The following is a 26,932-nucleotide window of genomic DNA, read 5'->3' as shown; positions in this document are numbered from 1 at the left end:
GTTTATTGGGGTGGATGAAAGAAGGCGCCGCACCCGTTCCGGCGCGGCGCCACCAACTTACGCGATTTGTTGCCGTGTTGAAATCGGCGCGGGGGAGAGGTGGTGCGGATCGGTTATTTGAGGAGCAGGATGCGCCGGGTGAAGCGCGCCGTAGGGGTCTCGAACCGGACCAGGTACAGGCCGCTCGGCAGGTCGCCGGCGTCGAACACCGCTTCGTGCCAGCCGGCGTCCAGCACGCCGTCCACGATGCGCTCGACTTCCCTGCCGAGCAGGTCGTACACGGCGAGCCGCACGTTCAGGGCTTCGGGCAGTCCGAAGCGGAGCGTCGTCGTGGGGTTGAAGGGATTGGGGTACGCGCTTTCGAGCGTGGTCCGGTCCGGGATCGTCGCGGCTTCCCGTTGAAGCGCCGGGGGGTCATCGCCGGCGATGCGATCGGGCGGTTCGATGGTCACCTTGCCCAGCAGGTGCACCACGTAGGGCTCGCCGGCTTCGCCTTCGCCATGGGGCTGTGCGTAGGCGGTCACCGTGAGCGTGAAGTGCCCGAACAGGAACCAGGTGAGGTCCCCCGTCGCATAGTTTCCCTCGATATACTGGCCGTTGATGTCCCCGAACAGCGCATAGGGGGGCATTTCCTCGAGATGGTCGTAGTTCAGTTCCGGAATACTGAACCGCACGCTCTCGACCGGTCCCTGTACATCGGCGCGGATGCTGAAATTGGGTGGGGGCCAGTATCTGTAGTCGAACACGTCGCCGTCCTGCACGACGTAAGGGTAGATGACTTCATTTAACGGGACGTCGATGAAAGCCAGTTTCGTGATCAGCAAGCCGGGTGTGTCGCGGACGAAATTGAGCGTGATCTGGAGGGTGTCGCCGGCCATCCCGGTCGCGTCGTTCAGCCCGTAAGGCGTGGCGAGCAGGATATGGCTGCCGGCTTCGATTTCGGCCCGCGTATAATCGCCCTTGAGATCTCCGAAGAGCGCGTAGGGCGTGCGATTTTCCGTGTGGATGGTGTCCGCCGCCGTCCACGCGAAACGCACGCTCTCCACGTTGCCCACCGGGTTGGCCCGCAGATTCAGGTATTTCGGGAGCAGGTTCAGGTTGAGCGTGGTGTCGGCGTCGATGGCCTCGAGCCCCGGCACGGGCAGTTCGGTGTCGGCATCGATGAGCGAGACGCTGGCGATGCGCGACCGGGACGCCAGGTCATAGACGTACACCGCGCCGGCGCCCCGGGCCACCTCATCCCGGCGCGGCGCCGCGACCACGGCGAGGTCGCCCTCGATCGCCACCGGCCGGCCGTACTCGTCGGCGTCCTGGGGCTCGCTGGCGCCGATCCGCGCGACGAGCGGCCAGGTGCCGTCGGGCCGGCGTTCGAAGAGATGCACCCATCGCGTGAGGACCGGACTTTCGTCGTTGCCCGCGCCGCCCACCAGCGCCCGGTCCCCGCTCAACGAGACGGCATAGGTGAACGTCTGGTAGGGATTTGCGGGATCGAGGACGAGGAGCGGCGCCTCGACCCAGGTGCCGTCGCTCCGTCGTTCGTACACGGAGGCCTGTTCGGAATTGGATCCGATGAGCACCCGATCGCCGTCGAGCGATACCGAGGCGCCGAAGTTGGCTCCCGACGCCGGGTCGCCCGGAACCAGGTACGCGGCCACGGTCCATGCGCCGGTGGCCTGCCGCTCAAAAACATAGGCCGACCCCTGTTCGACGCCGATCGCGTTGCTGTCGCCGACGACCCCGATGAGCGCGCGATTCCCTTCGAGAGCTACCGAGCGGCCGAAGAAGTCCCAGGCCTCCGGCTCGTCCGCGGTCAGCATGGCGGTCTGGATCCAGCTCCCGTCGTCCTGCCGCTCGAATACATAGGCGGCGCCGGCGCGTTCGAGGGCGCCGTTGTCCAGATTGGTAAAGTCGGCCGCGATCAACGCGCGGTCGCCGTCCAGCGCGACGGATGAGCCGAAGCTCTGCACGATGGAGCCGTCGACCGGCGCCAGTTTTGCCGCTTCGAGCCAGGAGCCGTCGGCCTGTTGTTCGAGGAGGTACGCGGAGCCGGACTGATAGCCGTTCACCACGTCGAAGATGGCTCCCACCAGCGCGCGGTCGCCGTCGAGCGAAACGCCGGCGCCGAAGAGATCCAGCTGTCCCCCGTCGCTGGCGCTCAGCGTCGCGGTTTGCACCCAGGCGCCGTCGGTCTGCCGCTCGAAGAGGTAGGCGATGCCGGCGTTCGGAGCCTTCAGGTCGTTGCCACGCGCGCCGATCAGGAGCCGGTCGCCGTCGAGCGAGATGGCGGTCCCAAAATCCTCGAATTCGTTTGCGGCCGGCGGAAGCAGCCTGGTTTCGATCTGCGCCAGGACGCGGGTAGCAGGCAGAAGAGCCGATGCGGCGGCGAAGAGCACGACGAGCGGCAGTCGGGATGCGAAGGAAGGATGGGCGTTCATGACGATCTCCCTGCGGTTGATGGAGCGGTTGGTCGGCGTCCTTCGTCGGCCCCGGTGATAGCGTCAACATAGGCCGCACAGCGGGCGGAGACGGACGGGTGGAATGGGAAACGGGTGTTAGGCCGGCGCACCGATGCCGTGTAAGCCGCAACCTGACGCGGGACGGGATAGATTATGTGGTTCGGATTGCTCATTTTGGAGGCCCTTGCCCGGCCCATCGCATCCCGCAACCGCATGATCATCCATCCCCCCTCCGCCGCACCCGGCCTCAGCGCGCTCTGCCTGTGCGTCGCGCTCGGCGCCTCGTGCGTCTCGCCGCCCGAGGCGGCCCCGCCCTCCACCCTGGGCGACTTCGTCCGCATCGCCTACAATAACCCGGACGCGGATCCCTATCTCGGCGTCGGGCTCTGGGCGTGGCCGCTGCCGATGGACTACGACTTCGACGGCGACATGGACCTGCTCGTGTCGTCGCCCGATGTGCCGTTCAACGGGCTCTATGTCTTCGAGAACCGCTCCGGCGAGGCCGTGCCCGTGTTCGAGCCGCCCGTCCGCATCGGCGACGCCATCCGCAACGTCCAGGTGTCTTTTCCGGCCGGCGAGCCGGACGTCCTGGTCCCCGGCGCGATCCTGCAGGATTTTCGCACCGCGCTGGATTCCATGCCGGCGCCGCTCTTTCCGCCCGATTCGATCCTGAAGGACATCGTCAAGGGCCGCTTCAACCAGTGGAAACGGGTCGACTACGAGGGCGACGGCGACCTCGACCTCCTCGTCGGGGTGGATGACTGGGGCGACTACGGCTGGGACAACGCCTTCGACGCGCAGGGCCAATGGACCAACGGGCCGCTCCACGGCTTTATCTACCTGGTCGAAAACGACGCCGGCGCCTACGTCAACCGCGGCCGGCTCCAGGCCGCCGGTGCGCCGATCGACGTGTACGGGGCCCCGACCCCGAATGCCGCCGACTTCGACGGCGACGGCGACCTCGATCTCATCGCGGGTGAGTTCGTCGACAAGCTCACCTGGTTCGAAAATATCGGGTCGCGCGAAGCGCCGGTCTATGCGGCCGGCCGGTACCTGGCGTCCGACGCCGGCGTGATCGCGATGGATCTCCAGATGATCATCCCCGTGGCGGTAGACTGGGATCGCGACGGCGACGTCGACCTCGTCGTGGGCGACGAAGACGGGCGGGTCGCGCTGATCGAGCACACCGGCCGCGTCGCGGATCGGATGCCGGTCTTCAAGCCGCCGGTCTATTTCAGGCAGAAGGCGGGCCTCCTGAAGTTCGGCGCGCTCGTGACGCCGGTGAGTGTCGACTGGGACGACGACGGCGACGAAGACCTCATCGCCGGCAACACCGCCGGCTACATCGGTTTTATCGAGAATCTCGATGGCGGAGACCCGCCCCGCTGGGCGACGCCGCACTATCTGACTGCCGGGGGCCGCCCCATCCGCCTCCAGGCAGGGCCGAACGGGTCGATCCAGGGTCCGGCGGAGGCCAAGTGGGGCTACACGACCCTGTCCGTGGCGGATTGGGACGGCGACGGCCGCAAGGACCTCGTCGTCAACTCGATCTGGGGACGCGTCGAATGGTACCGAAACGCCGGCGAAACGCTGGAAGCCGCGCGCCCCGTGCAGGTCGACTGGCCCGGTGCGCCGCCGAAGCCGGCGTGGAACTGGTGGGATCCCGCCCCCGGAACGCTCGCCACCCAGTGGCGCACGACGCCGGCGGCGGTGGACTGGAACCGCGACGGACTCATGGATCTGGTGATGCTCGACCACGAAGGGTATCTCGCGCTGTACGAGCGGGCCCTCCGAAGCGGTGAGCGGGTGCTCCTGCCGGGCCGGCGCATCTTTCACGGGACCAACGCGTCCGCCTTCAGCTCGTCGAACGAGGCCCGGAACGAGGCCCCGGGCCCGCTCCAGTTGAACAACGGGCTCTACGGGAGCAGCGGCCGGCGCAAGCTGGCCATCGTCGACTGGGACGCTGACGGGGACCTCGACATCCTCGTCAACAGCCGGAATGTCGCGCTGCTGCGGAACGACGGGGAGGTCGACGGGATCGTCCATTTCACCGACATGGGCGACCTCGCCGCGGGCCGGCTGGCCGGCCACACCACGAGCCCGACGGTCGTCGATTGGAACCGCGACGGCGTCCCCGACCTGCTGGTCGGCGCCGAGGACGGGCATCTGTACTACCTGCGGCACCCGGCGGCAAACTGATTCGGCACCGAAAGTCCGTGTTGCGTACCTTCCTGCCATGACGCCAACGTGTACACACAACGTCCCCGCATCCAGCGCCCGGCCGGCGCGCGCCGGCCGGCCGTTCCTGTGGGCCGCCGTCCTTCTGATCGGGCTGGCCGGCTGTGAGGACGCGAGTCTCGATCCGTTCGAGAACGACGCAAAATACTTCACGGTCTACGGCTATCTGGATGTCCTGGAGACGACCCATGCGCTCCGCGTGATTCCCATCACCCGCCGCTCGGCCGTCATCCAGACCCCTTCGGATCCCGCGGCCGACCTGGATGTGCAGGTGACGACCACCAACCTGCGTACCGGCGAGGTGGTGCACTGGGTGCACAACCTGGAAGAACTGGCGGACGGCACCTACGGCCACATCTACCGGGCCGTGTTTCGCGTGGAGCAGGAGCATTCTTACCGGCTGGAGATCCTCCGCAACGACGGCGCGCTGACCACCGCAGAAACCACCGTGCCCTACATTCCCGACGCCGCGCTGTTCGAGCGCGGCCCGGTGATCTTTAATGCAGACTCCACGCAGCTCACCCAGCGCATCCGCATGCCCGATGTGGCCTCGCCCTGGGCGATGGAGGGCATCTATCTCTGGGGCGGCGGCGACATCAACCACCGGGTATACGCTCCGTACGGCCGGCGCGGCGTCCGCACCGCCGGCGGCGACTGGGAATTCGAACTCACCATCAGCGAGGACCAGCGGTACGTGCGCGAGAACATCCAGGGCCTGATCGATATCGGACGCATCGCGCCCGGGACGCTCGGCACCCTCACCGCCATGGGCCTCCGCCTCCGGATCCTCGACGATCAGTGGGATCCGCCGGAAGGGATCTTCGATCCCGAAGTGCTCTCGCTGCCGTCGGGTGTCACCAACGTCGTAAACGGGTACGGCTTCTTCGGGTCCATCGGGCTGTACCGGCAGGAGTGGAATACCTGCGAACTCTCCGGCGTGCTGGGGTATTCCTACGCGCCGGCGGATTGCTAGGCGCGAACCCCTTCCCGGGTTGACAGGGATTTCGGCTTCAGGTTGTCAGGCTACGGTGCAAAGCGAGTCGACCTGGAGCCTCGAACGCGCCCTGGCCCCCCTTACTTCAGGGTCTCCAGCCAATCGACGATCTGGCCGGCCTGTTCTTCCATGCCCGACGCATTGGCGTGGCACCCGTCCGCGATGACCTGGTCGGGTCCGAGCGGCCCCAGTTGGAGCCCGACGGGTTCCTGCGCCTGGGTGTTCGCGACGGCGAGCGCGGCGACTTCCGCGGCGAACGGGACGCCGGTGTCGCCGGTGATCGAGCAGGTCATGCCCGGGTCGTACCCGACCATGCCGGTGACGTAGAGCGGCACGCCCGGTGCCGTCTCGGCGATGCGGCCGGCGATGTGCTGCACCTCATCCAGGTAGTCCGCGGGATCGGCCGTCACCTCTTCCTCCCGGATGCAGATCTCCCACAGGATGAGGTTGGTGCCCGGCCAGAATTCCAGTCCTTTTTCGAAGGCGTTCCACTTGTTGTTGTACCCGTTTTCGCCGGGCTGCCCCCAGCGCAGGATCGTGCCGCCGCTGTACTGGGTCATCACCTTGGTGCCGTCGGAGGCGTATTTGGACCAGCTCTCGACGTTCGAGTACAGTTCCAGGCCGGCACCCTTGTCGCGCGTCATGCTGCATCCCAGGAAGCCGACGACGAAGTCGCCGCCGGGCGTCGGAGGCGGCTCGATGACCTCGGCCGGCATGAGATACGCGGCATCGACAAAGCCGTCGATCTGGCCGGCATCGTCGAAGTCTACCTCGGTCCACTCGATGCCATTTTTGACCTTGACGCGGAGGACGCTCCCCGCCGTCAGCGCCGGGGCGGTGCCGATCGGGCTCTGGGGGTCGCGGTAGACGGTGACGGGTTCGGATGTGGCGACCCGCTCGCCGGCGTTGAAGGCGAACACACCCGCCAGCGCGAGGTCGGACTGCGGGTCGGCGTCGAGCGCGCTGTCGCACGCCGTCAGGAAAAACAGGGGGAGCAGCGCTGCCAGCATGGACGGCGCACGGTGTAGAAACGGACGCATCGGTACGGAGGTGATGTACGAGGAAACGATCTACCTCCGGGATCGGCAGCAAGCGGTTAGAGTTTAGCCGGCCGCGCGTCCGATTTCGATCGTTACATCATCATCAAACATGCGCAAAACGTCAGAATTCCCGCCGCCAGCCCCGCGGCGCCCCAGCCGCGAAGCCCGGGAGCCTGCCACCAGACCACGAGCCCGGTGAGGACCCAGAGGAGAAAGCCGATCGAGGTGACATCCACCATGAAGGCCCAGGCGTCGTTCAGCATGCTGTCGTGCTGGTAGCCGGCGCGGGCGTGCATCCCCGTCAGGATGTGCTGGGGGAGGGGCTTTCGGGTAAAGAGACGCAGCGTCTGCGCGTCGATGTCGTACGAGAGGCGCCGCGTCGTCCAGAAAGCGGGGAAATACACGTCGACCTTGCGCGGCCCGGATCGATAGGCGCCGAACGCCTTGTCGTCGAGGCCGGCCACGTCGAGGAGCGCCGCGCCGAGGTCCTTGCCCACATCGCCTTCGGTCGGCACCTCCACGGTGCAGGGCCACGAATCGACCTCCGTCCACGCGTCACCGGCCGTATTGTACAGGTCTTTGTCCGACGGAAACCACTCGGGATGGCTGAAGGCTACGGACGAGATGCCGTACATCACGAACCAGGGCAGACAGAACAGCCCGAGATAGAGATGCGCGCGCCGGGTGTAGTAGATAAAGGATTTCATAACAGGCCGAGAAAAAGGGCGAAGAGGGCGACGCCGGCGGCCAGAAACAGCGCGCCGAGGCGTCTCGTCTTGAGCATCTCCCACCACATCCAGAGTCCCGTCGCGGCCCACAGCAGGATGGCGACGATCACGCTGTCCACGATAAACGCCCAGGCGTCGTGGGCGAAAAACGGATGCTGGAAGCCGCGCCGGCGGTGGAGCATTTCGAGGACGAACGCCAGGCCGAACCGCTGCCGCTCGATCCGGACCGTGGCGGCCGCGGGGTCGTACGTGATGCGCCGGGCGCCGATGGGCCGGTCGCGCACGATGGTGAGCGGCCCTGTTTCGAGGTCGCCCCGCACGGAAAAGGCGCCCTCCAGATCCAGGTCGGCCAGGATCCGCTCCGCCACGGCGTGGCGGTCTTCCCCTTCCGCCGGCGCCCGCTCATAACGCTGCTCGCTGACCAGCTCGTAGCCCGGGTCGACGCGGCGCTCCTCCCCGGTAAATAGCAGCCGGTGGTGCATGGAGATGGTGCTCAGCGCGTACATCAACACCCACGGCGTGAGAAAAAGCGCGAGGAACAGGTGGGTTCGGCGGATGAGCCGGGAGGGCGTGAGGGTTCGAGGCATAGGCGTGGAAGAACGAGGTGGGACAGCCCGATGCCTAAAACTACGCGCAAATCCATTCAATCTCACGAAATGAAGGAATTTGCGATGACACACGCGCCGGGTGAGGGGGTTACCGCCCGCGGAGAGCGACGGTCAACGCCAGCGCCGTCAGCAGGATGAGATACCCGAAGCCGGTCGTGAGCGAGAACGTGTGCGCGATGCCGCCCATGACGACGGGACCGAGGAGAAACCCGGTGTAGCCGACGGTCGCCACGCCGGCGATGCCCTGCGCCGGCGAAACGCCGGGTTTTTTGGCGGCCTCGCTGAAGACGATCGGCACCAGCAGCGCGTAGCCCAGCCCGGCCACAGTGAAGCCGGCCAGACTCACCCAGGGGATGCGCGTGACGACGAGGAGGAGGCCGGCGGCAACGATGGCGAAGGCCCCGAGCAGGATGGGGCGCGTCCCCCGGCGTTCGATGAGCAGGTCGCCGGAAAACCGGCCGAGCGTCATGGTGAGAGAGAAGCCCGCATAGCCGAGCCCCCACATGTACGGATGGGAGTCGGGAAGCTCCTCAAGGAAGACAGCGCTCCAGTCGGCGACGATGCCTTCGCCCTGCATCGAGCAGAAGGCGATGAATGCGAGGCCGAGCAGCGCCCTTCCAGGCAGCACGAGGGCGCTGCCGCCGTCGTCGCCGGCGTCCCGGATGACGCCGAGCATCGGGCGAAGCCAGAGGAGGGTCAGCGCGAGGGCGAGCGCCATGCCGGCCAGCATCTGCGTGGTGGCGCCGACGCCGCCGGCGATGGCGAGGCTGCCGATCGTCGCGCCGATCATGCCGCCGAGGCTGAAAAATCCGTGGCAGGTAGACATGATCGATACGCGGCGGCTCCGCTCGAGCGTCGCCACCAGCGCGTTCATCGATACATCCATCGCGCCGCCGGCGAGCCCCACCACGAACAGGCCGACGGACAGTGCCACCGCATTCCAGGCCAGAAACGGCAGGATCATGCTCGCCACCATCGCAACGGTCGTCCAGATCGTCACGAAGCCGACCCCGAAGCGGTGCGTCAGCCAGCTGACCGACAGCATGGCCGCCAGCGCACCGAGCGGGAGGAAAAACAGCACGATCCCGAGCGCGCCTTCGCTCAGGCCGAGTGTGGCCTTGACTTCCGGGATACGTGTCACCCAGAAGGCGAAGAGGACGGCGTGGATCGCAAAGACGACGCCGACGCCGACGAAGGCGCGCTCCCGGAAAAAGCGGCGTAAATGCAGCGGCATAGAGGGCTTCGATGAGATTGTGTGCCAGAATTAACAACTGGCCGGCGTGTCAACACTGGCGTAATTATGAATTTGCCGTACATTGCTCGAACGACCTTACCTTAAGCAACCCTGGGTATCCAACGATGAGCAACCGTTCACGCACCACCGACGACGCATCGTCATCCTTCTCACGCCGGCATTTTCTGGGCACCGCCGCCGCGGCGGCCGCCGCCTATTCGGTCTGGCCAGGCACGGCCAGCGGGCGTGCCCCGGCCCTCATCGGGAAGGCCAAAGGCGTCAAGATCGGCGCGATCACCTACAGCTTCCGCACCATGCCCAGCAGCGCGGAGGAACTCCTCGGATACCTGACCAAGATCGGCGTCGACACCACCGAACTGATGGGCGGGCCCGCCGAAGAATTCGCCGGCGCACCCAAGCCCCCGAGCTGGTCGCGCGTGGGTACGCGCATGACCGACGCCGAACGCGCCGAATTCCAGAAGGCCCGCGAGGCGTACGACAAGGAAGCCAGCGCGTGGCGCAAAAACGCTTCGATGGCCAAGTTCGAGGAACTGGGCAAGATGTACCGCGCCGCCGGCGTCGAGGTCGACATCCTCAAGCTGGGCGATCCCCGCTGGTCGGATGCCGATATCGACTACGCCTTCCGCGCCGCCAAGGCCGTGGGCGCCCGCGGCATCTCGTTCGAGATCTCCGACGACGCCGCCACGCGCATGGGCCCCTTCGCTACGAAGCACCAGATGATCATCGGCATGCACAACCACACGCAGGTGGCCGATGAAGGCTTCAGCTTCGACCGCCCCCTCGAGGCCTCGAAGTACGCCATGCTCAACCTGGATATCGGGCACTACATCGCCGGCCTCGGCACCTCGCCGATCCCGATCATCCGGAAATACCACGATCGGATCTCGCACCTCCACGTCAAGGACCGCCAGTCGCCCGACAACGGCGGGGCCAACCTGCCGTGGGGCCAGGGCGATACGCCGATCGGCCCGGTGCTCCGCCTTCTGCGCGACGAGCAGTACCCCATCACCGCCATGATCGAACTCGAGTACGACGTTCCCGAAGACTCGGACGTGCTTACCGAGATGGCCAAGTGCGTGGCGTACTGCCGCGGCGCGCTCTCCTGAGCCCCCCTTTTTCGCATCAAAACCCGGAGGGCCTGTATGGCCCTTCGGGTTTTTTGCTTTTTTGCGGGCCCTGCATCATACTTCAGCAGTCCCTCTCACCTCTTCCCACACCGCCATGAAAACCCCGCTCGCCCAGGGCCGCCGCCGCTTCCTGCGTCAGGCCGCCGCCACCGCCGCCACCGTCTCTATCCTCCCGCGCCACGTGCTGGGCGGCCCCGGCTTCCGGGCGCCGAGCGACCAGCTGGTCATCGCCGGCGTGGGCGTCGGCGGCATGGGGCGCATCTATCTGGAAAACGTCGAGAGCGAACATATCGCGGTGTTGTGCGATGTCGATCAGGCGTATGCCGCGCCGGTCTTCAAGAAATACCCCAAGGCGCGGGTGTATCAGGACTACCGGAAGATGTTTGACGGCGAGGCCGGCATCGATGCCGTCGTCATCGGCACGCCCGATCATACGCACGCGCTGATCGCCCTGGCGGCCATGGAGCGCGGCAAACACGTGTACTGCGCCAAACCCCTGACGCGCACCATCGCCGAAAGCCGGCAGCTCCTCAAAGCGACCCGCGCCGCCGGCGTGGCGACGCAGATGAGCACCCAGGGACAGGCCGAAGACGGCCCCCGCCGGCTGCGCGAAATGATCGGAGCCGGCGCGATCGGGCCGATCGACCGCGTGCACATCTGGTCCGACCGCCCCATCTGGCCGCAGGGCATCGAGCGGCCGGCAGCGGCGATGGCCGTCCCCTCTACCCTCGACTGGGACCTCTGGCTCGGCCCGGCGCCCGTGCGGCCCTATCACGAAGCCTACCACCCGTTCCGTTTTCGGGGATGGATCGATTTCGGCACCGGCGCCCTCGGCGACATGGGATGCCACGGCTTCGACCCGATCTTCCGCGCGCTCGATCTCAGCGCCCCCGTCGCCGTGCACGCCAGCTCCTCGAAGATGCTCGGCGAAACCTACCCGACGGCCTCGATGGTCCATTACGATTTCCCGGCGCGGGGCGACAAGCCGCCCGTCCGCCTCACCTGGTACGACGGTGGCCTGAAACCGGCGCGGCCGGCGGAGATGGCGGCCGGCCAGGAGCTCGGCGCTGACGGCATCCTGTTCGAAGGGGCGAAGGGCAAGATCCTCTCCGGCTTCACCGGGCAAGACCCCCGGCTGCTGCCCGAATCCGAGATGGCGCACTACCAGCCGCCGCCCCAGACGCTCGCGTCGTCCATCGGGCACTACAACGAGTGGATCGAGGCCAGCAAGGGCGGCGAGCCGGCGCCCTGCCGCTTCGAATGGGGCGCGCCCCTCACGGAAATCGTGCTGCTCGGCAACATCGCCCTCCGCACCGGCCGCTCCCTCACCTGGGACGCGCGCCAGGCCCGCTTCGCCGGCGACGACGAGGCGAACGCGATGCTCGAAGCGCCGGGGCGGACGGGGTGGTGAAGGAGTGGGGGAGTACGGGGGTAAAGAATTTCGCCCGAATCCCCCCCCAACCCCCCCGCTATTCCATCAACACCGGTTCAATACGGAACACGTTCGCGTCCCGCGCATCCACCGACACCTTCAGCCAGTGCACATCCGCGGCGCCGAAGGTCTCGACGCGGGTGAAGTGGATCAGGCGTCGCCCGGTGCCGGTCTCGAGCAGGGGTTTGTCGATCCGGAAGTAGTGCGAGTCGCCGTGCGCGAGTACGACGGGTTTGCCGAAGGCGCGCGTTTCCTCCTCAAGGGCCGCCAGAAAACGGTCGAACGGCGGCGCCACCCGGTTGTCGAACCCCGGGTTGGCGTGGATCATCAGGAACACGCCGGGGCTGTCGATCGCCCGGGCGCGCTCGAACGCGGCGTGTAGCCACGCGATGGCGGCGTCCATCCGCCGGGCGGATTCGGCGTCGTCGGCTTCCGTGCGCCCCTCGAAGGGCAGCAGGCCGTTCTGGCTCCCGACCACGTGCAGGGCCGCGAACACCACGCCGGCGCGCTCCCAGCGCACGTGCTCCGGAAATTCGGCGTAGCCGGGCTCCGCCGCCTGCGTCGTCAGCGCCATCGGGCGGCCGAGGCTCTGGCCCGGCGTCGGGTAAAAAAGAGCCCGGAGCCTTGCGAGGCGCTCCAGCGGCTGGAATCCGCCGGCGGTGGCGCGGTGGCAGTCGGTCCACTCGTTGTCGCCGGGGATGAGGACGAGCGGCAGGGTGAAGCGCTGCAGCAGGGCGAGCCGTTCGCTCAGGTAGGCGTCGGTGCAGGGCGAGGCCCCGGTCTTGATGTCGCCGGCGTGGAGCACCCAGGCGAGGGACCGATCGCCGTTGATGGCGGATTGCAGGCGATCGAACCGCGGCAGGTCGGCGTCGGCGTAGGGCATGTCGCCGATGAGCGCGAACGCAAACGGCGGGGCGGCAGCCGGCGCCGGCGGGCGGGATGCCGCGCACCCGGCGAGGCAGACGATGAGGAGGATCCAGACGTAACGCATGCGCTGCGGTTTGGGGTTTCGGGTTCAGGGCACCGGAAGGTAGCAACGGCGGACGTCCCGCGCCGGGGTGCGGGCCCAACATCACAAAAGGATCATCCCGCCAGGTTGTATCCCGCTCCGTCCGCACCGAAATTAGGTGCTGTCTGGAAAACCGTTCAGATAGCAACGCATCCTGAACGTGATTCAGGCTCCAACGCCGTTCTGGAGGTTTTTTGGATGCTCCGGGTCGACCCGAACGATTTTTCAGACACTGCCCAGGCCGGCACCCGGTCGAAGTCACCCGGACGACGTCCATGGAAAAGAAAAACGTACTCTTCATCTGCACCCACAACTCGGCGCGCTCGCAGATGGCCGAAGGTCTGCTCCGCGCCCGGTTCGGCGACCGCTACAACGCGTTCAGCGCCGGCACCCATCCGTCGCGCGTGAATCCGTTCGCCGCGCAGGCCCTCGCGGAACGCGGAATCGACGCGTCGAGCCATACGTCGGACTCCGTCGACGTCTACCGCGATACCCCGATGCACATCGTCGTCACCGTGTGCGACTCGGCGAAAGAGACCTGCCCGTATTTTCCCGCCCTGGAGCGCAACATCCATCACCGATTCGAGGACCCCTCGGCGACCGAAGGCAGCGATGCCGACAAGCTGGCGGCGTTTCGCCGTATCCGGGACGAAATCGAGGCCTGGATCGAGACGGCCTTTGCGCGGTAGGGCTCGAACGGATCCGCGACCACGGCGTACCTATCCCCCTTTCCCACTTCAACGGTTGCGTGTTTGGACTACGATGTCGTCGTCATCGGATCGGGGCCGGCGGGGGCCACAGCGGCTCGCCGCGCGGCCGAGGGCGGGCTGCGGGTGCTGCTGGTGGACAAACGCCAGGAGCTCGGCGCGCCCATCCAGTGCTCCGGCGCCGTCAGCGCGCATGCCCTGTCGGATGCCGCCATCGCGCCCGACCACGAGATCGTGGTATGCCCCATCTACGGGTTCGCCGTCTACGATGCCGCCGGCCGGCAGACGCGGCTGGATTACCGCCAGCTGAAGCCCGCCGATTACGGGGACCGGCCGCTCGGGTATGTGGTCGACCGCCGGCGGTTCGACCGGCACTGCATGACGCTCGCCGAACGCGCCGGCGTGACGGTGTGGCTTAAAACGGAGGCGCTGGGCTATACGCCCGGGGGCGAGGCCGGCGCCGAGGTGGCGCTCCGCCAGTTCGGCCAGCCGCGTACGGTGCGTGCCCGCGTCGTCGTCGGCGCCGACGGCATCATGTCGCAGGTCGGGAAATGGGCGGGGATGCGGACCGACATCCGCCTCAACGAGCTGGCTTCCTGCCTGCAGTATGTGGTAGATGGCGTCGAAACCGACGGACTGCTCGAAATCGTGACCGGGTACGACTGCGCGCCCGGCGGGTATGCCTGGGTCTTCCCGAAGGGCGGCGGTTACGCCGAGATCGGCCTCGGGGTCATCCGCTCGGTCACCGACGTCGACGCCCGGACCCATCTGGAGCGGTTCATGCAGTCGTCCTTTATGGCGGAGCGGTTCCGGAACGCGCGCATCCTCGAGATCCAGGGCGGAGGGGTGCCTCTCGCCGCGCCACTCAAGCAGCCGTATGCCGACAACCTCATCCTGGTCGGCGACGCCGCGCGGCACGTGAACCCCATCACCGGCGGCGGCATCCACACGGCCCTGCGCGGCGGTGTCATCGCCGGCGCGTTTCTCGCCGATCATCTGGCGGGCGGCGGGCGGCTGGACGCCGCCGGCCTCGCCGGCTATCACGAACGCTGGCGGGCCGAGCTGGGCGATGCCCTGAACCGCATCTACGCCATCAAGCGCGCGATCTTCCGGGGGCGCGACCGGGCGGTGCAGGATGCGCAGCTGTACGACGCGCTCGCCGGCTATTTTCATCCGGAATCGGCATTCAAAAAGGTATGACCATGGCCGAACCCGTCGTATTCGAGGTCGATTGGAACAGCTGCATCCGCTGCGCGGCCTGCATCGCCGTATGCCCGCATCCGCCGGGCTTCGTCTCGCCGTTCGACACCATCGCCGTCGATACCCCCTGCGACATCGCCTGCATGCGCTGCGAGGCCGTCTGCCCCGTCACGGCGATCCGGCACGAGAGCGTCCCGGCCGGCAATGTTTCTGAGTCGGGGCCGCGCACCCCTTAGCCCTTTTCATGGGCAGTGATTACCTTGGTGTCGACCCCTGTTCGGACGACTATCCCACCGATGCCATGATGACCCGTCGCACCTTCCTCGCCGCCGGCGCCTCGGCGACTGTCCTCGCCGCCTGCCAGCAAACCCCGACCCCCGCCGTCGCCCATCTGGACCGGGTGGGGCTGGGACTCTTCACCATCCCCCGGCTGCTGAACGACGATTTCTCCGGCACGCTCGCGATGCTGGCCGGCATCGGGTACAAGGAACTCGAATTTTTCGGACCTTACACCTACAGCGTGCCGGAGGCGCACGCCTACTGGAATCCCATCGGCGAGCAGCTGGGCATCCCGAAGACCGGCTATTTCGGGTACACGCCGCAGGAGATCCGATCGATGCTGGATGAGCACGGGCTGACGTCGCCGTCGATGCACATCGACCTGCCCTCGCTGCGCCAGAGCCTCGGCCCGATGCTCGAGGCGGCCACGACGATCGGGCAGCGCTATGCCGGCATCTCGAACATTCCGGAGGCCGATCGGCCCAACCTCGACGGGTACAAGCGGATGGCCGACGAGTTCAACGAGATCGGCGCGAAGATGAAGGACGCGGGCGTGAAGCTGCTGTATCACAACCACGGCTACGGGCTGGTAGAGATGGAGGGCGAGATCCCGCTCCAGGTCGTGCTCGAACGGACGGATCCTGATCTGGTAGCGTTTGAGATGGATGTGTACTGGACGGTGGCCGGCGGGGCGGACCCCGTCGCCTATCTGGAGGCCTACCCGAACCACTACCGCCTCATGCACCTGAAGGACATGAAGGAGGCGGTCCGGTTCGCCGGCGACGGCAGCGACGCGCAGCAGTGGATCGACCTGTTCCCCTATATGTCGGATGCCGGCGACGGCGTGCTCGACCTGCCGGGGATCCTGTCGGCGGCCAGGCGGGTCGGCGTGCAGCATTTCTATCTCGAACGCGACATCGCCGAAAACCCGAAGGCCACGCTCGAAAACAGCTATCGCTACCTGTCTACCGTCGATCTCGTCGCATAGCGCCCGTCAGGGCTCGGTGTCGAACGCGTGATGATGATGGTGGTGCGCGACTTCGCGGGGCGGCGTCGGGCGGCGGATGATGTAGGCGCTCGCGACGGTGCCGAAGAGGATGATCGCCGCGGCTACCCAGTTCAATTCGTGGGATACGGCCGGCGTGCGGTACTGCTCGTCGCCGAGGTACTGGGCGATGGACTCCCGGACCGGGTTGTAGAACGGATTGCCCCGGATGGGCTCGAATCGGATGATCGCGGCCGCCAGCGTGAAGCCGACGATAAGGATCGCAAACTGCTTGACCTTCATAGGTGTCCTCCGGGTGTTGAAGGGTTCACCTTGGAGTATCGGCGGCAATCCGGGGATGATAACCCGCACCCCCTCATTTCACCCGGTACCGGTTGATCGCGGCCACCACCACGCCCCAGATCTCGTCGTCCTCGCCGAGGGGCTCGTCCGGGTAGTTCGGACTGGTAGCGCGGAGCACGGGGCGGTCGGCCACGAAGCGGAGGCCGCGCAGCATGAAATCCCCGCGGACGGTGGCGACCACGATGTCGCCGCTGCGGGGTTCGAGGGAATGATCGACCACCAGCAGCGCGCCCTGGCGGATGCCGGCGCCCTCCATCGCATCGCTCGAGGCCCGGATGAACTGGGTGGCGGCCGGCCGCTTCACAATCAGTGTATGCAGGTTGAGCGGTTCGTCGGTGTAATCCTGCGCCTGTGTTTGAAAACGCATCGGGGTTGTGTCATAGCTATCGGCCGGGGGGATCCGAACGTCAGGAAATGACCTTGAGGCGACACGCAACGTACGGCGCCGAAAATCGCCGTCATACATCCGACACAAAAATTACACATGCTTCACACATACATCCGGACAGGCGCTCCGAGATTGTACTCGCGGTGGGGTATGCCCCTCCCCCGGTCCCTCCTTGATCGCTAATCGCTAATCACAACTCCCTTGGTCGCCCTCGTCGATTGCAACAACTTTTTTGTCAGCTGCGTGCGGGTGTACGAGCCGCGGCTGCGGGGCCGGCCGGTGGTGGTGCTCTCCAACAACGACGGGTGCATGATCGCCCGGTCGAACGAGGCGAAGGCGCTGGGTCTGCCGATGGGGGCGCCGGCGTTCAAGCACCAGGAGACGATCCGCCGGCACGGGGTGGTGGTCAAGTCGTCCAATTTCACCCTGTTCAACGACATCTCCGAGCGGATCTACGGCACGCTGGGGATGTTTTCGCCCGAGGTGGAGAAGTACTCGATCGACGAGAGCTTCCTGCGGCTCCCCGAGATCGTCGATCCCACCCGCATCCAGCGCGAGGTGTACCGCTACACCCGGATCCCGGTGTCGGTGGGCATCGCCGGCACGAAGACGCTCGCCAAGGCGGCCAACAACCTGGTGAAGCGCAACCCGGCCTTCGAGGGCTGCCTGCGGCTGCCGGCCGGCGAGGGGGCCGATCCGTTCCTCGAACAGGTGGAGGTCCGCAGCGTCTGGGGCATCGGGGGGCGGTGGGCGGCGAAGTTGACGGCCCTGGGCATCGGCAACGCCCGCGAGCTGAAATACGCCCGCGACGCGTTGATCAAGCAGAAGCTGAACATCGTCGGCCTGCGCGTGGTGCACGAGCTGCGGGGGATGGCGTGCATCGGGCTGGAGATGGTGCTGCCTGACCGGCAGCAGACCATCTGCTCGCGCTCCTTCGGCGCCCCGCTCGAGGCCTACGACCGGGTGCGCGAGGCAGTGTCCGCCTACACCGCCATCGCCGCCAAACGCCTCCGCGACGCCCGCCAGCAGGCCACGACGATCCACGTGTTTATCACCACCAAGAGCTTCGGGCAGGGGCCGCACTACAGCAACTCGCACGCGGTGATGCTGCCCGAGCCCACCGCCTACACCCCGCTGCTGATTCGGTATGCCTCGAAGGCGTTCGACCGATCTGGCGGCCGGGGTACGCCTACCGCCGCGCCGGCGTGGTGCTGACCGGGCTATCCAATAACCGCTTCGTCCAGCTGGACGCCTTCGAGGGCGACCGCCGGCAGAGCGAGTCCGCCCCGATGCGTGCGATGGACTCGATCAACGAGCGGTACGGCCGCGATGCCGTCTTCCTCGGCTCCACCGGCACCGAAAAGGAGTGGCTATCGCGGTGCACCGAAAAACCGCCGTGCTACACGACGCAGTGGGGGATTTGCTGCGGGTGGCGTAGGATCGGGGCATCGCAAATCGCAAAAGGCCAATCGGGGGACGGAGTTCGTAGGCCGGCGCAGCGTCGGATGGCCGCAGATGGAGGGCGAGGAATGATCCCCGCTTTCGCGAGGAAGAATCCCCGCTTTCGCGAGGGGGACGCTCCGGGAGAACGCTTTCGGCTCCATGTGCACGTACGAAGTCCCCTTTTTGACGCAGCATCCAGGGTCGGGGGCCCGGGTCGCGTGACGCTAAAACCCGACGCCGGCCCCTGCGCCAGCTCCTCCACAAACCGCCGATCCCGCTGCGCATTGCCAACACCAGATCCAGATCGAGCTGCTCCGGGCGATCCACCACGCAGTCCTTCACGAACTCGATGCTGAGGTCGCCTGGAAACCGCGCTCGCCGAAGGCCCGGAAGAGCGCGGGTAGTCGATGTCGGCTTCTTCGAGGAAGGCCATCGCGTCGTTCTTGCGGCCCTGGAAGTGGATGTGCCGGACATGCTCATGCAGCGCCTCGAAGTCGGCCACGGCCCGCGGCGTGTCGGTGAAGTCGTACGGCTGGAAGCAGAGGCCGAGGTGGGGGAGCCGACTTCCTCGAGGAAGCGCGCTGCCGCCGGCACGCTGTCGCATAGCGTGTTGGCGTGGGTCTCGGCGGTGACGTCCATCCCGTGCCAGTGCGCCCACTCGACAAGTTCGCGGGCGGCGGCGATGAGCGCCGGCGGGCGTCCGCGTCCGGTCGCCGGAGGCGCGCATGCCGGCGAAGAGCTTCACCCGCCGGGCGCCGAGCCGGGCGGCGTAGCCGACGGTCCGCTGGAGCCGGCGCTGTTCCTTGAGCCAGGCGTCCCCGCGAGGTGAAACTGGGGATAGAGGCCCACGATCGGGCAGGCGATGGAGCGCCTCCGCCGCCTCGACCAGGCGTTCGAAGGCATCGGTCCGCAGGGCGGTCAGGTGGTATTGCCACACCTCGAGATGGTGGAAACCGGCCCCCGCGCAGGGCCCAGGAGGTCCTCCAGCGCGTAAAAAGGCGTCTTGTCGGCTGTCCAGCGGTTGGGCTCAAGGGCGATGCTGTTCAGGAGGATCGGCATCAAAAAGACTGTTTTGGAACACGGAGGGCGGTTGTATGTACAATATTTGCATTGATTTATGCAAATCTGAATGAGTCGATGCGGTCCCGCCGGTCGTTCGCCGGCTTCTGGAGCATGTTCAACGTTAGACGAGGTGACGCATGGCTACGCCGCGGATGGATGAAAGCTGGAACCGTATTAAAACACAAATTCGCGCGATCTTTGGCGATGCGCTCACGGATACCGAACTCGACAAGGGCCGTCGCGATCTGAACAAACTGGTCGACATCATCCACGATGTGACCGGCGAGCCGCCCGCCTCGATTCGCGGCCGGATGAACGCCATTATCTGACGTTCTGCCGGGCCCTGCTCCCCGCCGCGCGCTGTGTCCACCTGGGGCATGGCGCCTTTTCCCGGCAGCAGCCGGGCGTGGAGCACCCAGGCGGCCCTATACGGTCTTCCGACCCGGTCCGCTATGCGCGGGCCGGGTCTTTTTGTGCCGCAGCGCGCATTCCTCTCCCAGCAGCGAGGAGTTCCTCACACGCGTGCGACCCCTCTTGCCGTAGATTGCCGCCCAGGCATGGCGCTCGCTTCAGGGCGTCGGTACTCTTTGTATTGCCGGCTTGCCAGCCGGGAGGGACGATCGATGGACGCAGTAAAAACCAGTTCGGGAAGAAGGAGGCCGGCGGGCGCGGGACGACTCAGGATGGCGCTTGGCGGACTTCTGACGTGTGTGCTCTGGTTGGTGCCGGCCTACGCACAGGTGGGCGCTGTTCAACGGATCCCGGCACAGATCGACGCTACCCCGGATCGCCTCGCGATGGATGCCCCCGGCCGGATCCCCGCAGGGGTGGGGTCGCTTCTCGACGATTCGGGGTTACCGCTGCCCGAATCGCCGGCCGGCGCCCATCCCAACCCGTTCATTCCGGTGACAACGGTCCGCTACGCCGTGCCGCAGACCGGATGGGTGCGGGTCGCGGTATACGACATGCCGGGGCGCCAAATCCAGGTACTCGTGGACGGCCTGATGGCGGACGGTACGCACGAAGTAACGTTCGACGGCGGCGGGCTGCCCGGCGGCACGTATGTGTACCGGGTCGAGACGCCGACGGCCATCGAGACCTACACGATCCTTTTGCTCAAGTGACGTTGCGTACGTTAGCGAGGCGGTCACTGAATACGGGATGCAGGATGCAGGATGCGGGATTTTAACCGAAAAACGGCGCCATGGATAGGTGATCCTGCATCTCTGCATTCTGCATCGAGACAGGACGCCCGATAAAAGGAAAAGCCGGCTCGCATCGCGCGGGCCGGCTTTTTTTGTCCATGGGATCCACGCCGGTGCTACGCCATCTCGTACGCAAAATGGAGCACGATGGGGTCGACGAGTCGCGCGAAGTCGGAGTACGACATCTGGATCAGCTCGGTAAAGGTGCCGGCATTGAAGGCGATGCGTTCGTCCTCCGTCAGCTCGGCGGCCACGAACACAGGGATGCCATAGAAATTGCCGAAAGGCGGCATCGCCCCGGCTTCGCATCCCGGAAACAGCTCCTCGAAATCGTGCTCCTCGGCCAGGGCTACGTCCTCCGTCCCCACGGCGCCGCCCAGCAACATGAAATCGATTTTGGACGATGCTGGCAGCACGGCCATCGCCAGGTCGCCATTCATCGTAATGATGACCGTTTTTGCCAGTTGTTTGCCCGGGATGTGCGCCGACGCGGCGATTTCCTGGGCCGTATAGGCCGGCGAGTGGAGGATGGTGACGTACTTGATACCACGTTCGTCCAGAAAGGCCTTGACGTTTTTCGCAGGCATGACACACCTCGCAGGGTTGGTTGCACAGCGGAAGAAAACACCTGCCGGCTTGCCGCAGGGTCACGTGCAGTATACCATCTCATAATGCCCGTCGCTGCCGGCACACGCGCGGCCCTCGCTGTAGGGCCGCATCCGTCGTGATCGATTCGTGGCAGGTGTACAGCTCTTGGACAGTCGCGTGGGCCCGAATGGTTTCCGAGGGATGGGAAGATGCACTATATAAATCCATCTAAATTCTTGTAAGTCATTGTCGTGCAAATGCTTATGGGATATGCCCGGACGGCGTGCCGCGATGGGGCCGCCGGCTGCCCGTCCGGATGGCACGGAGCTTGGCCTCTGGACGGCGTTCCTGTCACGATCCGCGCTACCCATGCCGATGTCACGCATCCCGAAACCCATCCCGTTCCTCTTCGCACTCAGCCTGTACGCGCTCACCGGCTGTCATACCTCGATTCTGGCGCCGGATCCGAACGACTCCGAATTCACCCAGGAGCAGGTCGGTACGGGGGAGACCGGGACCGGGGATACGGGTACGGGGGATACCGGGACCGGGGATACGGGTACGGGAGATACCGGGACCGGGGATACGGGTACGGGGGATACGGGTACCGGGGGCACGGGGGATACCGGGACGGGCGATGGCGGCACGGGAGCCGGCGATGGAGGCACTGGGGCCGGCGATGGAGGCACCGGAGCCGGTGATGGCGGCACGGGAGCCGGCGATGGCGGCACGGGGGCCGGTGATGGTGGCACGGGAGCCGGTGATGGAGGCACTGGGGCCGGCGATGGCGGCACGGGAGCCGGTGATGGCGGGACGGGTACGGGCGACGGGAATGAGGATCCGGGTTCCTGGCCGGCCGAGCTCAGAGCCCCTCTGGCGGCCACGCCGGACGGCGGGGCGGCCTATGGCGACGCCCGATACGAGTTGCGGAGCGATCGCATCACGTTCAGCACCGAGATCGCACAGGTGGCCTTTAACGGCATCGGCAAGGTGATCGTGAAGCGGGCGGGGGCCGTGGTCCTGGATGAGGCCATCCGCGTCGCCGGCGGCCGGGGCGATCTGAACCTGGATTCGCGGGATGGCGATGCCGTGCCCCGCCTGCGCGCCGGCGACACCATCCAGGTTTTTTCGCCGGACGGCACCGAAATCCTGAGCGGTTCGTTCTGAGGCCGCGCGCACGGCCTCACCCGGGCGCCGTGAATGCCCTACACGGTAGGCGGTGAACGAACGTACGCGGCGCATCGCGAAGATCGTCTATACTCTATCGATGCCGGCGCTGCATCAGGGGCCGGCGGTATTCGAGCCAGAGGACAACGCGATGATCCACTACCGATTTTGCGCCAACAAACCGCCTCTATTGACCTGCGACGCCTGCGAGCGTCCGATCGAAGAAGAAACGGCTGTGCTCCTGCGATCGCATTGTGCCTTGCCTGAGGAAGCGACCTATCACGTGCATCCGGAATGCCTCGCATCGTTTGAAGGGACCCATCCGGGCGAGTGGGACGTGATCGACCTGCATTCGCTGGAAGCCGGCTGGCTGATCTGACGGAGCGGACGCCCCGGGCGGCGGAGACCGGATGCCGCATCAAAATCGGGCCGCACCCGAGCCGGAACGCGCATCGCGCGCTTCACAGCCCTTCGCAGGGTCGAATGCGCGTCAGCCCTCCACGGTGTGTCGGGGCGTGCCGGGATTTTTTTAGCGCGAGCGGAGTATGCGGGGTAAAACGTTTTTACGTTACGGGGGCTATGTGGCAGATCGATCTCTAGCGGATCCCATCCTGGCTACTCCATACCTGGCCCCGGTCGCTATTCTCCCGCGTGTTATTCCGATCGCAATCGCTTGTATTATCTCACCTACGTCTTGCACTGGCTGGCCGGTTGTCTGGGCATCCTGGCCTATATGATCGTTTTTTCGTTCATGCCCAGCCTTCTCGGGGTGGCGAGCAGCGATCATGTGCGCGCGATCGTTCTGGGCATTCCCCTGTCGGTGGGTGTGTTGCATTCGTTCCACACGGCCTGGCAGATCGGACTGCTGGTCGTGGGCGCCGCCCTGTTCGTCTGGATCTCCTTCATGTTTCTGATGTCCACGCACAACCTGATCGTCGGCGTCGTCGGCGATGCGACGCGGGACCGTGAGGACGGGGAGCGCTCCGCGCAAATCGCCATGGCGGTGTGCCTGGTGATCCTGGCCCTCGTGTTTGCCTGGATCATGTTCGGATCGCTCTTCACGCTGGGCGCGCCCATCTACGCCCTCCTTCTGATCGGCGGGACGTTTCTGCTGCTCCGCCAGAATTACGGGGAGTTTATCGATATCTGAGCCGGCGCGCCTCGGTTCGGCCCGGCTCAGAGGATGGACAGGTTTTGCTCGATGCGCTGCTGCGCGATGCGGCGCCAGTCGTCCAGCTGGGGCGTCACCCCCAGGCGATCCAGATAGGCGTAGTCGAAATCCGCGTAGTGTTCGCTGCCGAGCAAGGGATCCGAGGATTGTTCGTGCACCAGGATATTGGCGACGTAGATGGCCTGGGGCAGGTCGAACTGATCTTCCGACATCCTCCAGGGCTCGTGATGGTGCGCGACGGCTTCGACGATGCTGTGCGGCAAGCCCCAGAGGTTGAGCATGTAGGCCCCGATCTCGGCATGGCTCACGCCGTACTCGCGGCGCTCCACCACATGCATGGGCAGCCGGCTTTCCTTCATCAACGCGACGAGGCGCTGGTACCGATCCGGGTCTTCCGACGCCAGCACGCGCTTGCCGATATCGTGCAGCAGGCCGGCCACGAACAGTTCGTCGAAGGTGCTTCGTCGGGGAAGGATGCGCGTCGCGACGCCGGCGACGAGCAGGGCGTGCCGCTGCATCGACTCGAGCCACTGTTCCGGCGGGTGGGTCTTCCGCGCCTCCGGATTAAAGAGTTCGATGGAGAGCACGAGGTTTTTGACCAGCCGCAGCCCGAGCTGGTTGATCGCGTGTTCGATGCTGGTGACTTCCTTCCGGGTGCCAAAAAACCCTGAATTGGCGATGTGCAGCAGCGTGGAGCTGATGCTGGCGTCCTGTTCGACGATGCGGGCGATGCCCGGGATAGAGATGGTAGGGTCGTTGAGGGCGCCGAGGAGCGCCGAATACACCCGCGGGATCGCCGGCAGGCTCGACAGGCCGCCGATCAACCGGCGCAGCGTGTCGTCGACGAGGAGATCCTTCAAGTCGCACGCCCGCGTGAACACGCTGCGGAGCGCGCCGGCTTCGCAGGGCTTGCTGAGGAAATGATGCGCCACGGACAGGGCGCGCAGCATGGCGCTCAGCTCCGCATGGCCCGAGAGCACGATCCGCACGATATCCGGGTAGTCCTTCTGCACCCTCGACAGCAATTCCGAGCCGTCCATGCCGGGCATGCGCATGTCGCTGACGATGACGTCGAACGGCGCCGAGGCCAGCATGGAGAGGGCTTCCTCGCCCGAACTCGCAAACTGCATGTCCCATTCGTTCCGGTAGGGACGGAGCATCCGCCGGATGCCGTCCAGAATGCGGGATTCGTCATCTACAAAAAGAATGCGTCTCATGATACGGTGCGGTTATCTGGGTCTGTGCAGGCGACGCGCGGCATACCGGGTGCCGGGGAGGACGCACGGTCAATGGGAAAGCGGGAGGGTGATGATGAAGGTCGTGCCGACCCGTTCTTCCGTGACGAAATCGAGCGAGCCGCCGTGTTTGTCGACGATCACGGCGTAGGCGATGGCCAGCCCCTGGCCGGTGCCCTTGCCGACGGGTTTGGTCGTAAAAAATGGGTCGAATACCCGCTGTTGGATATCGGCAGGAATGCCGGCCCCCGTATCCTGGACCCTGATTTCGACCGATTCGCCGATGCGCCGGGTCGATATCGCGATACGTCCCTTGGTCAGGCCGTCGGGCCCCACGACATCCTCGATGGCGTGCGCGGCGTTGACGATGAGGTTGAGCACGACCTGGTTCAGCTCCCCCGGGAGACAGGGCACGAGGGGCAGGTCCGGCGACAGGTCCGTCTCGAGTTCGGCCACGTATTTCCATTCGTTGCGCGCGATGGTCAACGTCGTCTCGATGGCGTGGTTGAGATCGATGTACTTCTTGTCCTCGCTGCCGGGGTGCGAAAATTCCTTCATGGCCGCCACGATGTTGGCCACGTGGTTGATGCCTTCGAGGGACTGGCTGATGGCCTTGGGGGTCTCCTCGAGCAGGTAGTCGAGGTCGGCCGCCTCGAGGGCCGCCCGCTCGGCCGCGATGGTGTCCGGGCTCAGCGAGCCTTCGCCGGCCTGCTCGAGCAACGTGTCCAGCCGCTCGGCGAGCGGATAGATGCTGCCCACGGCGTCCTGCAAAAACCGGATGTTGTCCCCGATATACTGGATCGGGGTATTGATTTCATGGGCGATGCCGGCGGCGAGCTGACCGATCGATTCGAGCTTCTGGGCCTGGCCGAGCTGCGCCTCGAGCATCTTGCGCTCCGTCACGTCCATCAGCACCCCGTTCCACAGGACCGACCGGCCGGCGGGCGATTCAGGCCGCGAGGCGCTCTGCACCCAGCGCATTTCCCCCTCGATCTGGATACGGCCCTCCCAGATGGCCGGCGACAGGCTCGGCTGCGCCGCCGCGAAGGCCTCGAGAAACGCGTCGCGGTCGTCGGGGTGGATGAGGTCGATGAGCAGCGAAGGCGACTCCTGCACCAGGCCGGGGTCGATGCCGAGGATCTCGCCGGCGCCGGGGCTGACGTACGGAAACGCGATCACCTCGTTGTTTTCGAGTTCGAGCTGATAGAGCATCCCCGGGACGTTGTCGATCAAGCGGTTGAACCGCGCCATGCTTTCCTGCTCGGCCTTGGTCTGCTCCGCCTCGATGCGGTCCTGGATGTCGGTCACGGTGCCGATCCACTCGTCGACGCTGGCATCGACGTTCAGGACGGGCACGGCGCGGAGATCGATGTGCCGGTACTGTTGCTGGGAGGCATTCCAGAGCCGGCAGCTCGTTTCGAAGATCCCTCGTTCCTTCACCGTCTCGTACCAGAGGTGGCGGATGGACTCGCGGTCGTCGGGATGGATGGCTTCCAGCCAGCCGAAGATGGCGTGCGCCTCCCAGGTCTGCCCGGTATAGTGCTCCCACGAAGGCTGCGGCATGGAAAAGTACCCGCCGGGGCTCGCGTTCCAGACGATGGATGACGTCGCGGCGACGAGGGATCGGAATTTCTGTTCGCTACGCCGCGCCGCCTCTTCCACCAGCATGCGTTCGGTGAGATCGCGGACCGTCAGGAAAAAGCGCACCTGGGTGGCGGTCTCGATGCTGGCGATCGAGAGGTCCACGAGGAAGAAGCTCCCGTCTTTCCGCCGGCCCCGGCAATCCATGTGGGCCGAGGCCCGCATGTACTGGTTGAGCCCGCGTTTGGCCGACTGCAGCCAGTCGAGCGTGGCGTTGGGGATGATTTCGCTGGCCGGCAGCCCGTCGATTTCGCCCGGTTCGTACCCGAACATCTTTAACGCTGCGGAATTGACGATGCCGATCCGACCGTTCTGAAACAGGGTGACGATGCCTTCGCCGCTGCTTTCGATCACGGCCTCGAGGGAGGCTTCGCTCAGACGCAGCGCTTCTTCGGAGGACTCGAGGGCCTCGCCCCAGGCTTCGTAATAATGTGAGTCCTGTTTCATCGCGCTCTGTTCTGAAACCCCATCGAAGGCGGCCGGTCGCGCGGCCCGGTTTGCGGGTCGGGCGCCGGCCTCCGAATAGCGCTAGTTTCGGCGCCCGGGTGGTTCGAGTTAAGCGGATCGCTCGTTTCGCGGAACGTAATGGACGGGTGCGAGCTAACATGAAG

Annotated in this window: 25 protein-coding genes; 14 read left to right on the top strand and 11 right to left on the bottom strand. The window is 66.0% G+C overall.

All coding sequences use genetic code 11. The annotated features are described in order from the left end of the window. Positions 1 to 113: 113 nt before the first annotated feature. The gene (locus R2834_02365) at positions 114 to 2,435 is read right to left on the bottom strand and encodes a T9SS type A sorting domain-containing protein (GenBank protein ID MEZ4699149.1); all 2,322 of its coding nucleotides are present in this window, start codon (positions 2,433 to 2,435) and stop codon (positions 114 to 116) included. 234 nt (positions 2,436 to 2,669) lie between these two features. Between R2834_02365 and R2834_02360 the strand changes: the two genes are divergently transcribed. Next, entirely contained in the window at positions 2,670 to 4,655 is a 1,986-nt protein-coding gene (locus R2834_02360) for a VCBS repeat-containing protein (protein ID MEZ4699148.1), read from the top strand. 37 nt (positions 4,656 to 4,692) lie between these two features. Next, the gene (locus R2834_02355) at positions 4,693 to 5,667 is read left to right on the top strand and encodes a hypothetical protein (GenBank protein ID MEZ4699147.1); all 975 of its coding nucleotides are present in this window, start codon (positions 4,693 to 4,695) and stop codon (positions 5,665 to 5,667) included. A gap of 101 nt (positions 5,668 to 5,768) precedes the next feature. Here the strand turns inward: R2834_02355 and R2834_02350 are convergent, their stop codons facing one another. The 4 genes from R2834_02350 to R2834_02335 all read right to left on the bottom strand — a co-directional run bounded on the left by R2834_02350 (position 5,769) and on the right by R2834_02335 (position 9,298). Next, positions 5,769 to 6,728, bottom strand: a complete 960-nt coding sequence (locus tag R2834_02350; protein MEZ4699146.1) for a hypothetical protein — start codon at positions 6,726 to 6,728, stop codon at positions 5,769 to 5,771. Between the two features lie 92 nt (positions 6,729 to 6,820). Further along, positions 6,821 to 7,435, bottom strand: a complete 615-nt coding sequence (locus tag R2834_02345) for a hypothetical protein (protein ID MEZ4699145.1) — start codon at positions 7,433 to 7,435, stop codon at positions 6,821 to 6,823. Further along, positions 7,432 to 8,043 (bottom strand): PepSY-associated TM helix domain-containing protein, encoded by a 612-nt coding sequence (locus tag R2834_02340; protein ID MEZ4699144.1) that lies wholly within the window; start codon positions 8,041 to 8,043, stop codon positions 7,432 to 7,434. Before R2834_02340 ends, R2834_02345 begins: the two co-directional genes overlap by 4 nt. Positions 8,044 to 8,152: 109 nt before the next feature. After that, positions 8,153 to 9,298: an MFS transporter gene (locus R2834_02335; GenBank protein ID MEZ4699143.1), complete on the bottom strand. Its 1,146-nt coding sequence runs from the start codon at positions 9,296 to 9,298 to the stop codon at positions 8,153 to 8,155. Positions 9,299 to 9,423: 125 nt separating this feature from the next. Between R2834_02335 and R2834_02330 the strand changes: the two genes are divergently transcribed. Next, positions 9,424 to 10,425: a sugar phosphate isomerase/epimerase gene (locus R2834_02330; protein ID MEZ4699142.1), complete on the top strand. Its 1,002-nt coding sequence runs from the start codon at positions 9,424 to 9,426 to the stop codon at positions 10,423 to 10,425. Positions 10,426 to 10,540: 115 nt separating this feature from the next. Next, positions 10,541 to 11,857: a Gfo/Idh/MocA family oxidoreductase gene (locus tag R2834_02325; protein MEZ4699141.1), complete on the top strand. Its 1,317-nt coding sequence runs from the start codon at positions 10,541 to 10,543 to the stop codon at positions 11,855 to 11,857. 58 nt (positions 11,858 to 11,915) lie between these two features. On the opposite strand, the gene R2834_02320 is transcribed toward R2834_02325, so the two are convergent. Further along, entirely contained in the window at positions 11,916 to 12,869 is a 954-nt protein-coding gene (locus R2834_02320) for a hypothetical protein (GenBank protein MEZ4699140.1), read from the bottom strand. A gap of 293 nt (positions 12,870 to 13,162) precedes the next feature. Here R2834_02320 and R2834_02315 point away from each other — a divergent pair, with 293 nt between their 5' ends. From R2834_02315 to R2834_02300, 4 genes are all read left to right on the top strand, one after another. Continuing rightward, on the top strand, positions 13,163 to 13,576 hold the full coding sequence (locus tag R2834_02315) for an arsenate reductase ArsC (protein ID MEZ4699139.1): 414 nt from the start codon (positions 13,163 to 13,165) through the stop codon (positions 13,574 to 13,576). Between the two features lie 63 nt (positions 13,577 to 13,639). Further along, entirely contained in the window at positions 13,640 to 14,794 is a 1,155-nt protein-coding gene (locus R2834_02310; protein ID MEZ4699138.1) for an NAD(P)/FAD-dependent oxidoreductase, read from the top strand. A 2-nt stretch (positions 14,795 to 14,796) separates the two neighbouring features. Then, entirely contained in the window at positions 14,797 to 15,030 is a 234-nt protein-coding gene (locus tag R2834_02305) for a 4Fe-4S binding protein (GenBank protein MEZ4699137.1), read from the top strand. Positions 15,031 to 15,095: 65 nt separating this feature from the next. Further along, positions 15,096 to 16,061 (top strand): TIM barrel protein, encoded by a 966-nt coding sequence (locus tag R2834_02300; GenBank protein ID MEZ4699136.1) that lies wholly within the window; start codon positions 15,096 to 15,098, stop codon positions 16,059 to 16,061. 6 nt (positions 16,062 to 16,067) lie between these two features. Here the strand turns inward: R2834_02300 and R2834_02295 are convergent, their stop codons facing one another. Both R2834_02295 and R2834_02290 read right to left on the bottom strand, forming a co-directional pair. Beyond that, a complete protein-coding gene (locus tag R2834_02295) occupies positions 16,068 to 16,361 on the bottom strand; it encodes a hypothetical protein (protein ID MEZ4699135.1) in 294 nt (97 codons plus the stop codon). 73 nt (positions 16,362 to 16,434) lie between these two features. After that, positions 16,435 to 16,788: a S24 family peptidase gene (locus tag R2834_02290; GenBank protein MEZ4699134.1), complete on the bottom strand. Its 354-nt coding sequence runs from the start codon at positions 16,786 to 16,788 to the stop codon at positions 16,435 to 16,437. Positions 16,789 to 17,010: 222 nt separating this feature from the next. Between R2834_02290 and R2834_02285 the strand changes: the two genes are divergently transcribed. The 3 genes from R2834_02285 (at position 17,011) to R2834_02275 (ending at position 20,438) form a co-directional block, all read left to right on the top strand. Continuing rightward, a complete protein-coding gene (locus R2834_02285; GenBank protein ID MEZ4699133.1) occupies positions 17,011 to 18,024 on the top strand; it encodes a Y-family DNA polymerase in 1,014 nt (337 codons plus the stop codon). A gap of 1,427 nt (positions 18,025 to 19,451) precedes the next feature. Further along, complete coding sequence (locus R2834_02280) at positions 19,452 to 19,643, top strand: general stress protein CsbD (GenBank protein MEZ4699132.1); 192 nt, start codon at positions 19,452 to 19,454, stop codon at positions 19,641 to 19,643. Positions 19,644 to 20,024: 381 nt separating this feature from the next. Continuing rightward, positions 20,025 to 20,438, top strand: a complete 414-nt coding sequence (locus R2834_02275) for a T9SS type A sorting domain-containing protein (protein MEZ4699131.1) — start codon at positions 20,025 to 20,027, stop codon at positions 20,436 to 20,438. 197 nt (positions 20,439 to 20,635) lie between these two features. Here R2834_02275 and R2834_02270 read toward each other — a convergent pair whose 3' ends face one another. Then, positions 20,636 to 21,106 (bottom strand): YbaK/EbsC family protein, encoded by a 471-nt coding sequence (locus R2834_02270; GenBank protein ID MEZ4699130.1) that lies wholly within the window; start codon positions 21,104 to 21,106, stop codon positions 20,636 to 20,638. A gap of 370 nt (positions 21,107 to 21,476) precedes the next feature. Here R2834_02270 and R2834_02265 point away from each other — a divergent pair, with 370 nt between their 5' ends. From R2834_02265 to R2834_02255, 3 genes are all read left to right on the top strand, one after another. Beyond that, positions 21,477 to 22,274, top strand: a complete 798-nt coding sequence (locus R2834_02265) for a hypothetical protein (GenBank protein MEZ4699129.1) — start codon at positions 21,477 to 21,479, stop codon at positions 22,272 to 22,274. A 52-nt stretch (positions 22,275 to 22,326) separates the two neighbouring features. Next, on the top strand, positions 22,327 to 22,653 hold the full coding sequence (locus R2834_02260; GenBank protein ID MEZ4699128.1) for a hypothetical protein: 327 nt from the start codon (positions 22,327 to 22,329) through the stop codon (positions 22,651 to 22,653). A gap of 294 nt (positions 22,654 to 22,947) precedes the next feature. Continuing rightward, on the top strand, positions 22,948 to 23,424 hold the full coding sequence (locus tag R2834_02255; GenBank protein ID MEZ4699127.1) for a hypothetical protein: 477 nt from the start codon (positions 22,948 to 22,950) through the stop codon (positions 23,422 to 23,424). Between the two features lie 26 nt (positions 23,425 to 23,450). On the opposite strand, the gene R2834_02250 is transcribed toward R2834_02255, so the two are convergent. After that, the gene (locus R2834_02250; GenBank protein ID MEZ4699126.1) at positions 23,451 to 24,662 is read right to left on the bottom strand and encodes a response regulator; all 1,212 of its coding nucleotides are present in this window, start codon (positions 24,660 to 24,662) and stop codon (positions 23,451 to 23,453) included. Positions 24,663 to 24,731: 69 nt separating this feature from the next. After that, positions 24,732 to 26,768, bottom strand: a complete 2,037-nt coding sequence (locus tag R2834_02245; GenBank protein MEZ4699125.1) for a PAS domain S-box protein — start codon at positions 26,766 to 26,768, stop codon at positions 24,732 to 24,734. Positions 26,769 to 26,932: the final 164 nt, after the last annotated feature.

The sequence above is a fragment of the Rhodothermales bacterium genome, assembly GCA_041391505.1.
Lineage (GTDB): Bacteria > Bacteroidota > Rhodothermia > Rhodothermales > JAHQVL01 > JAWKNW01.
This window is presented reverse-complemented; position numbering and strand designations above follow the sequence as displayed.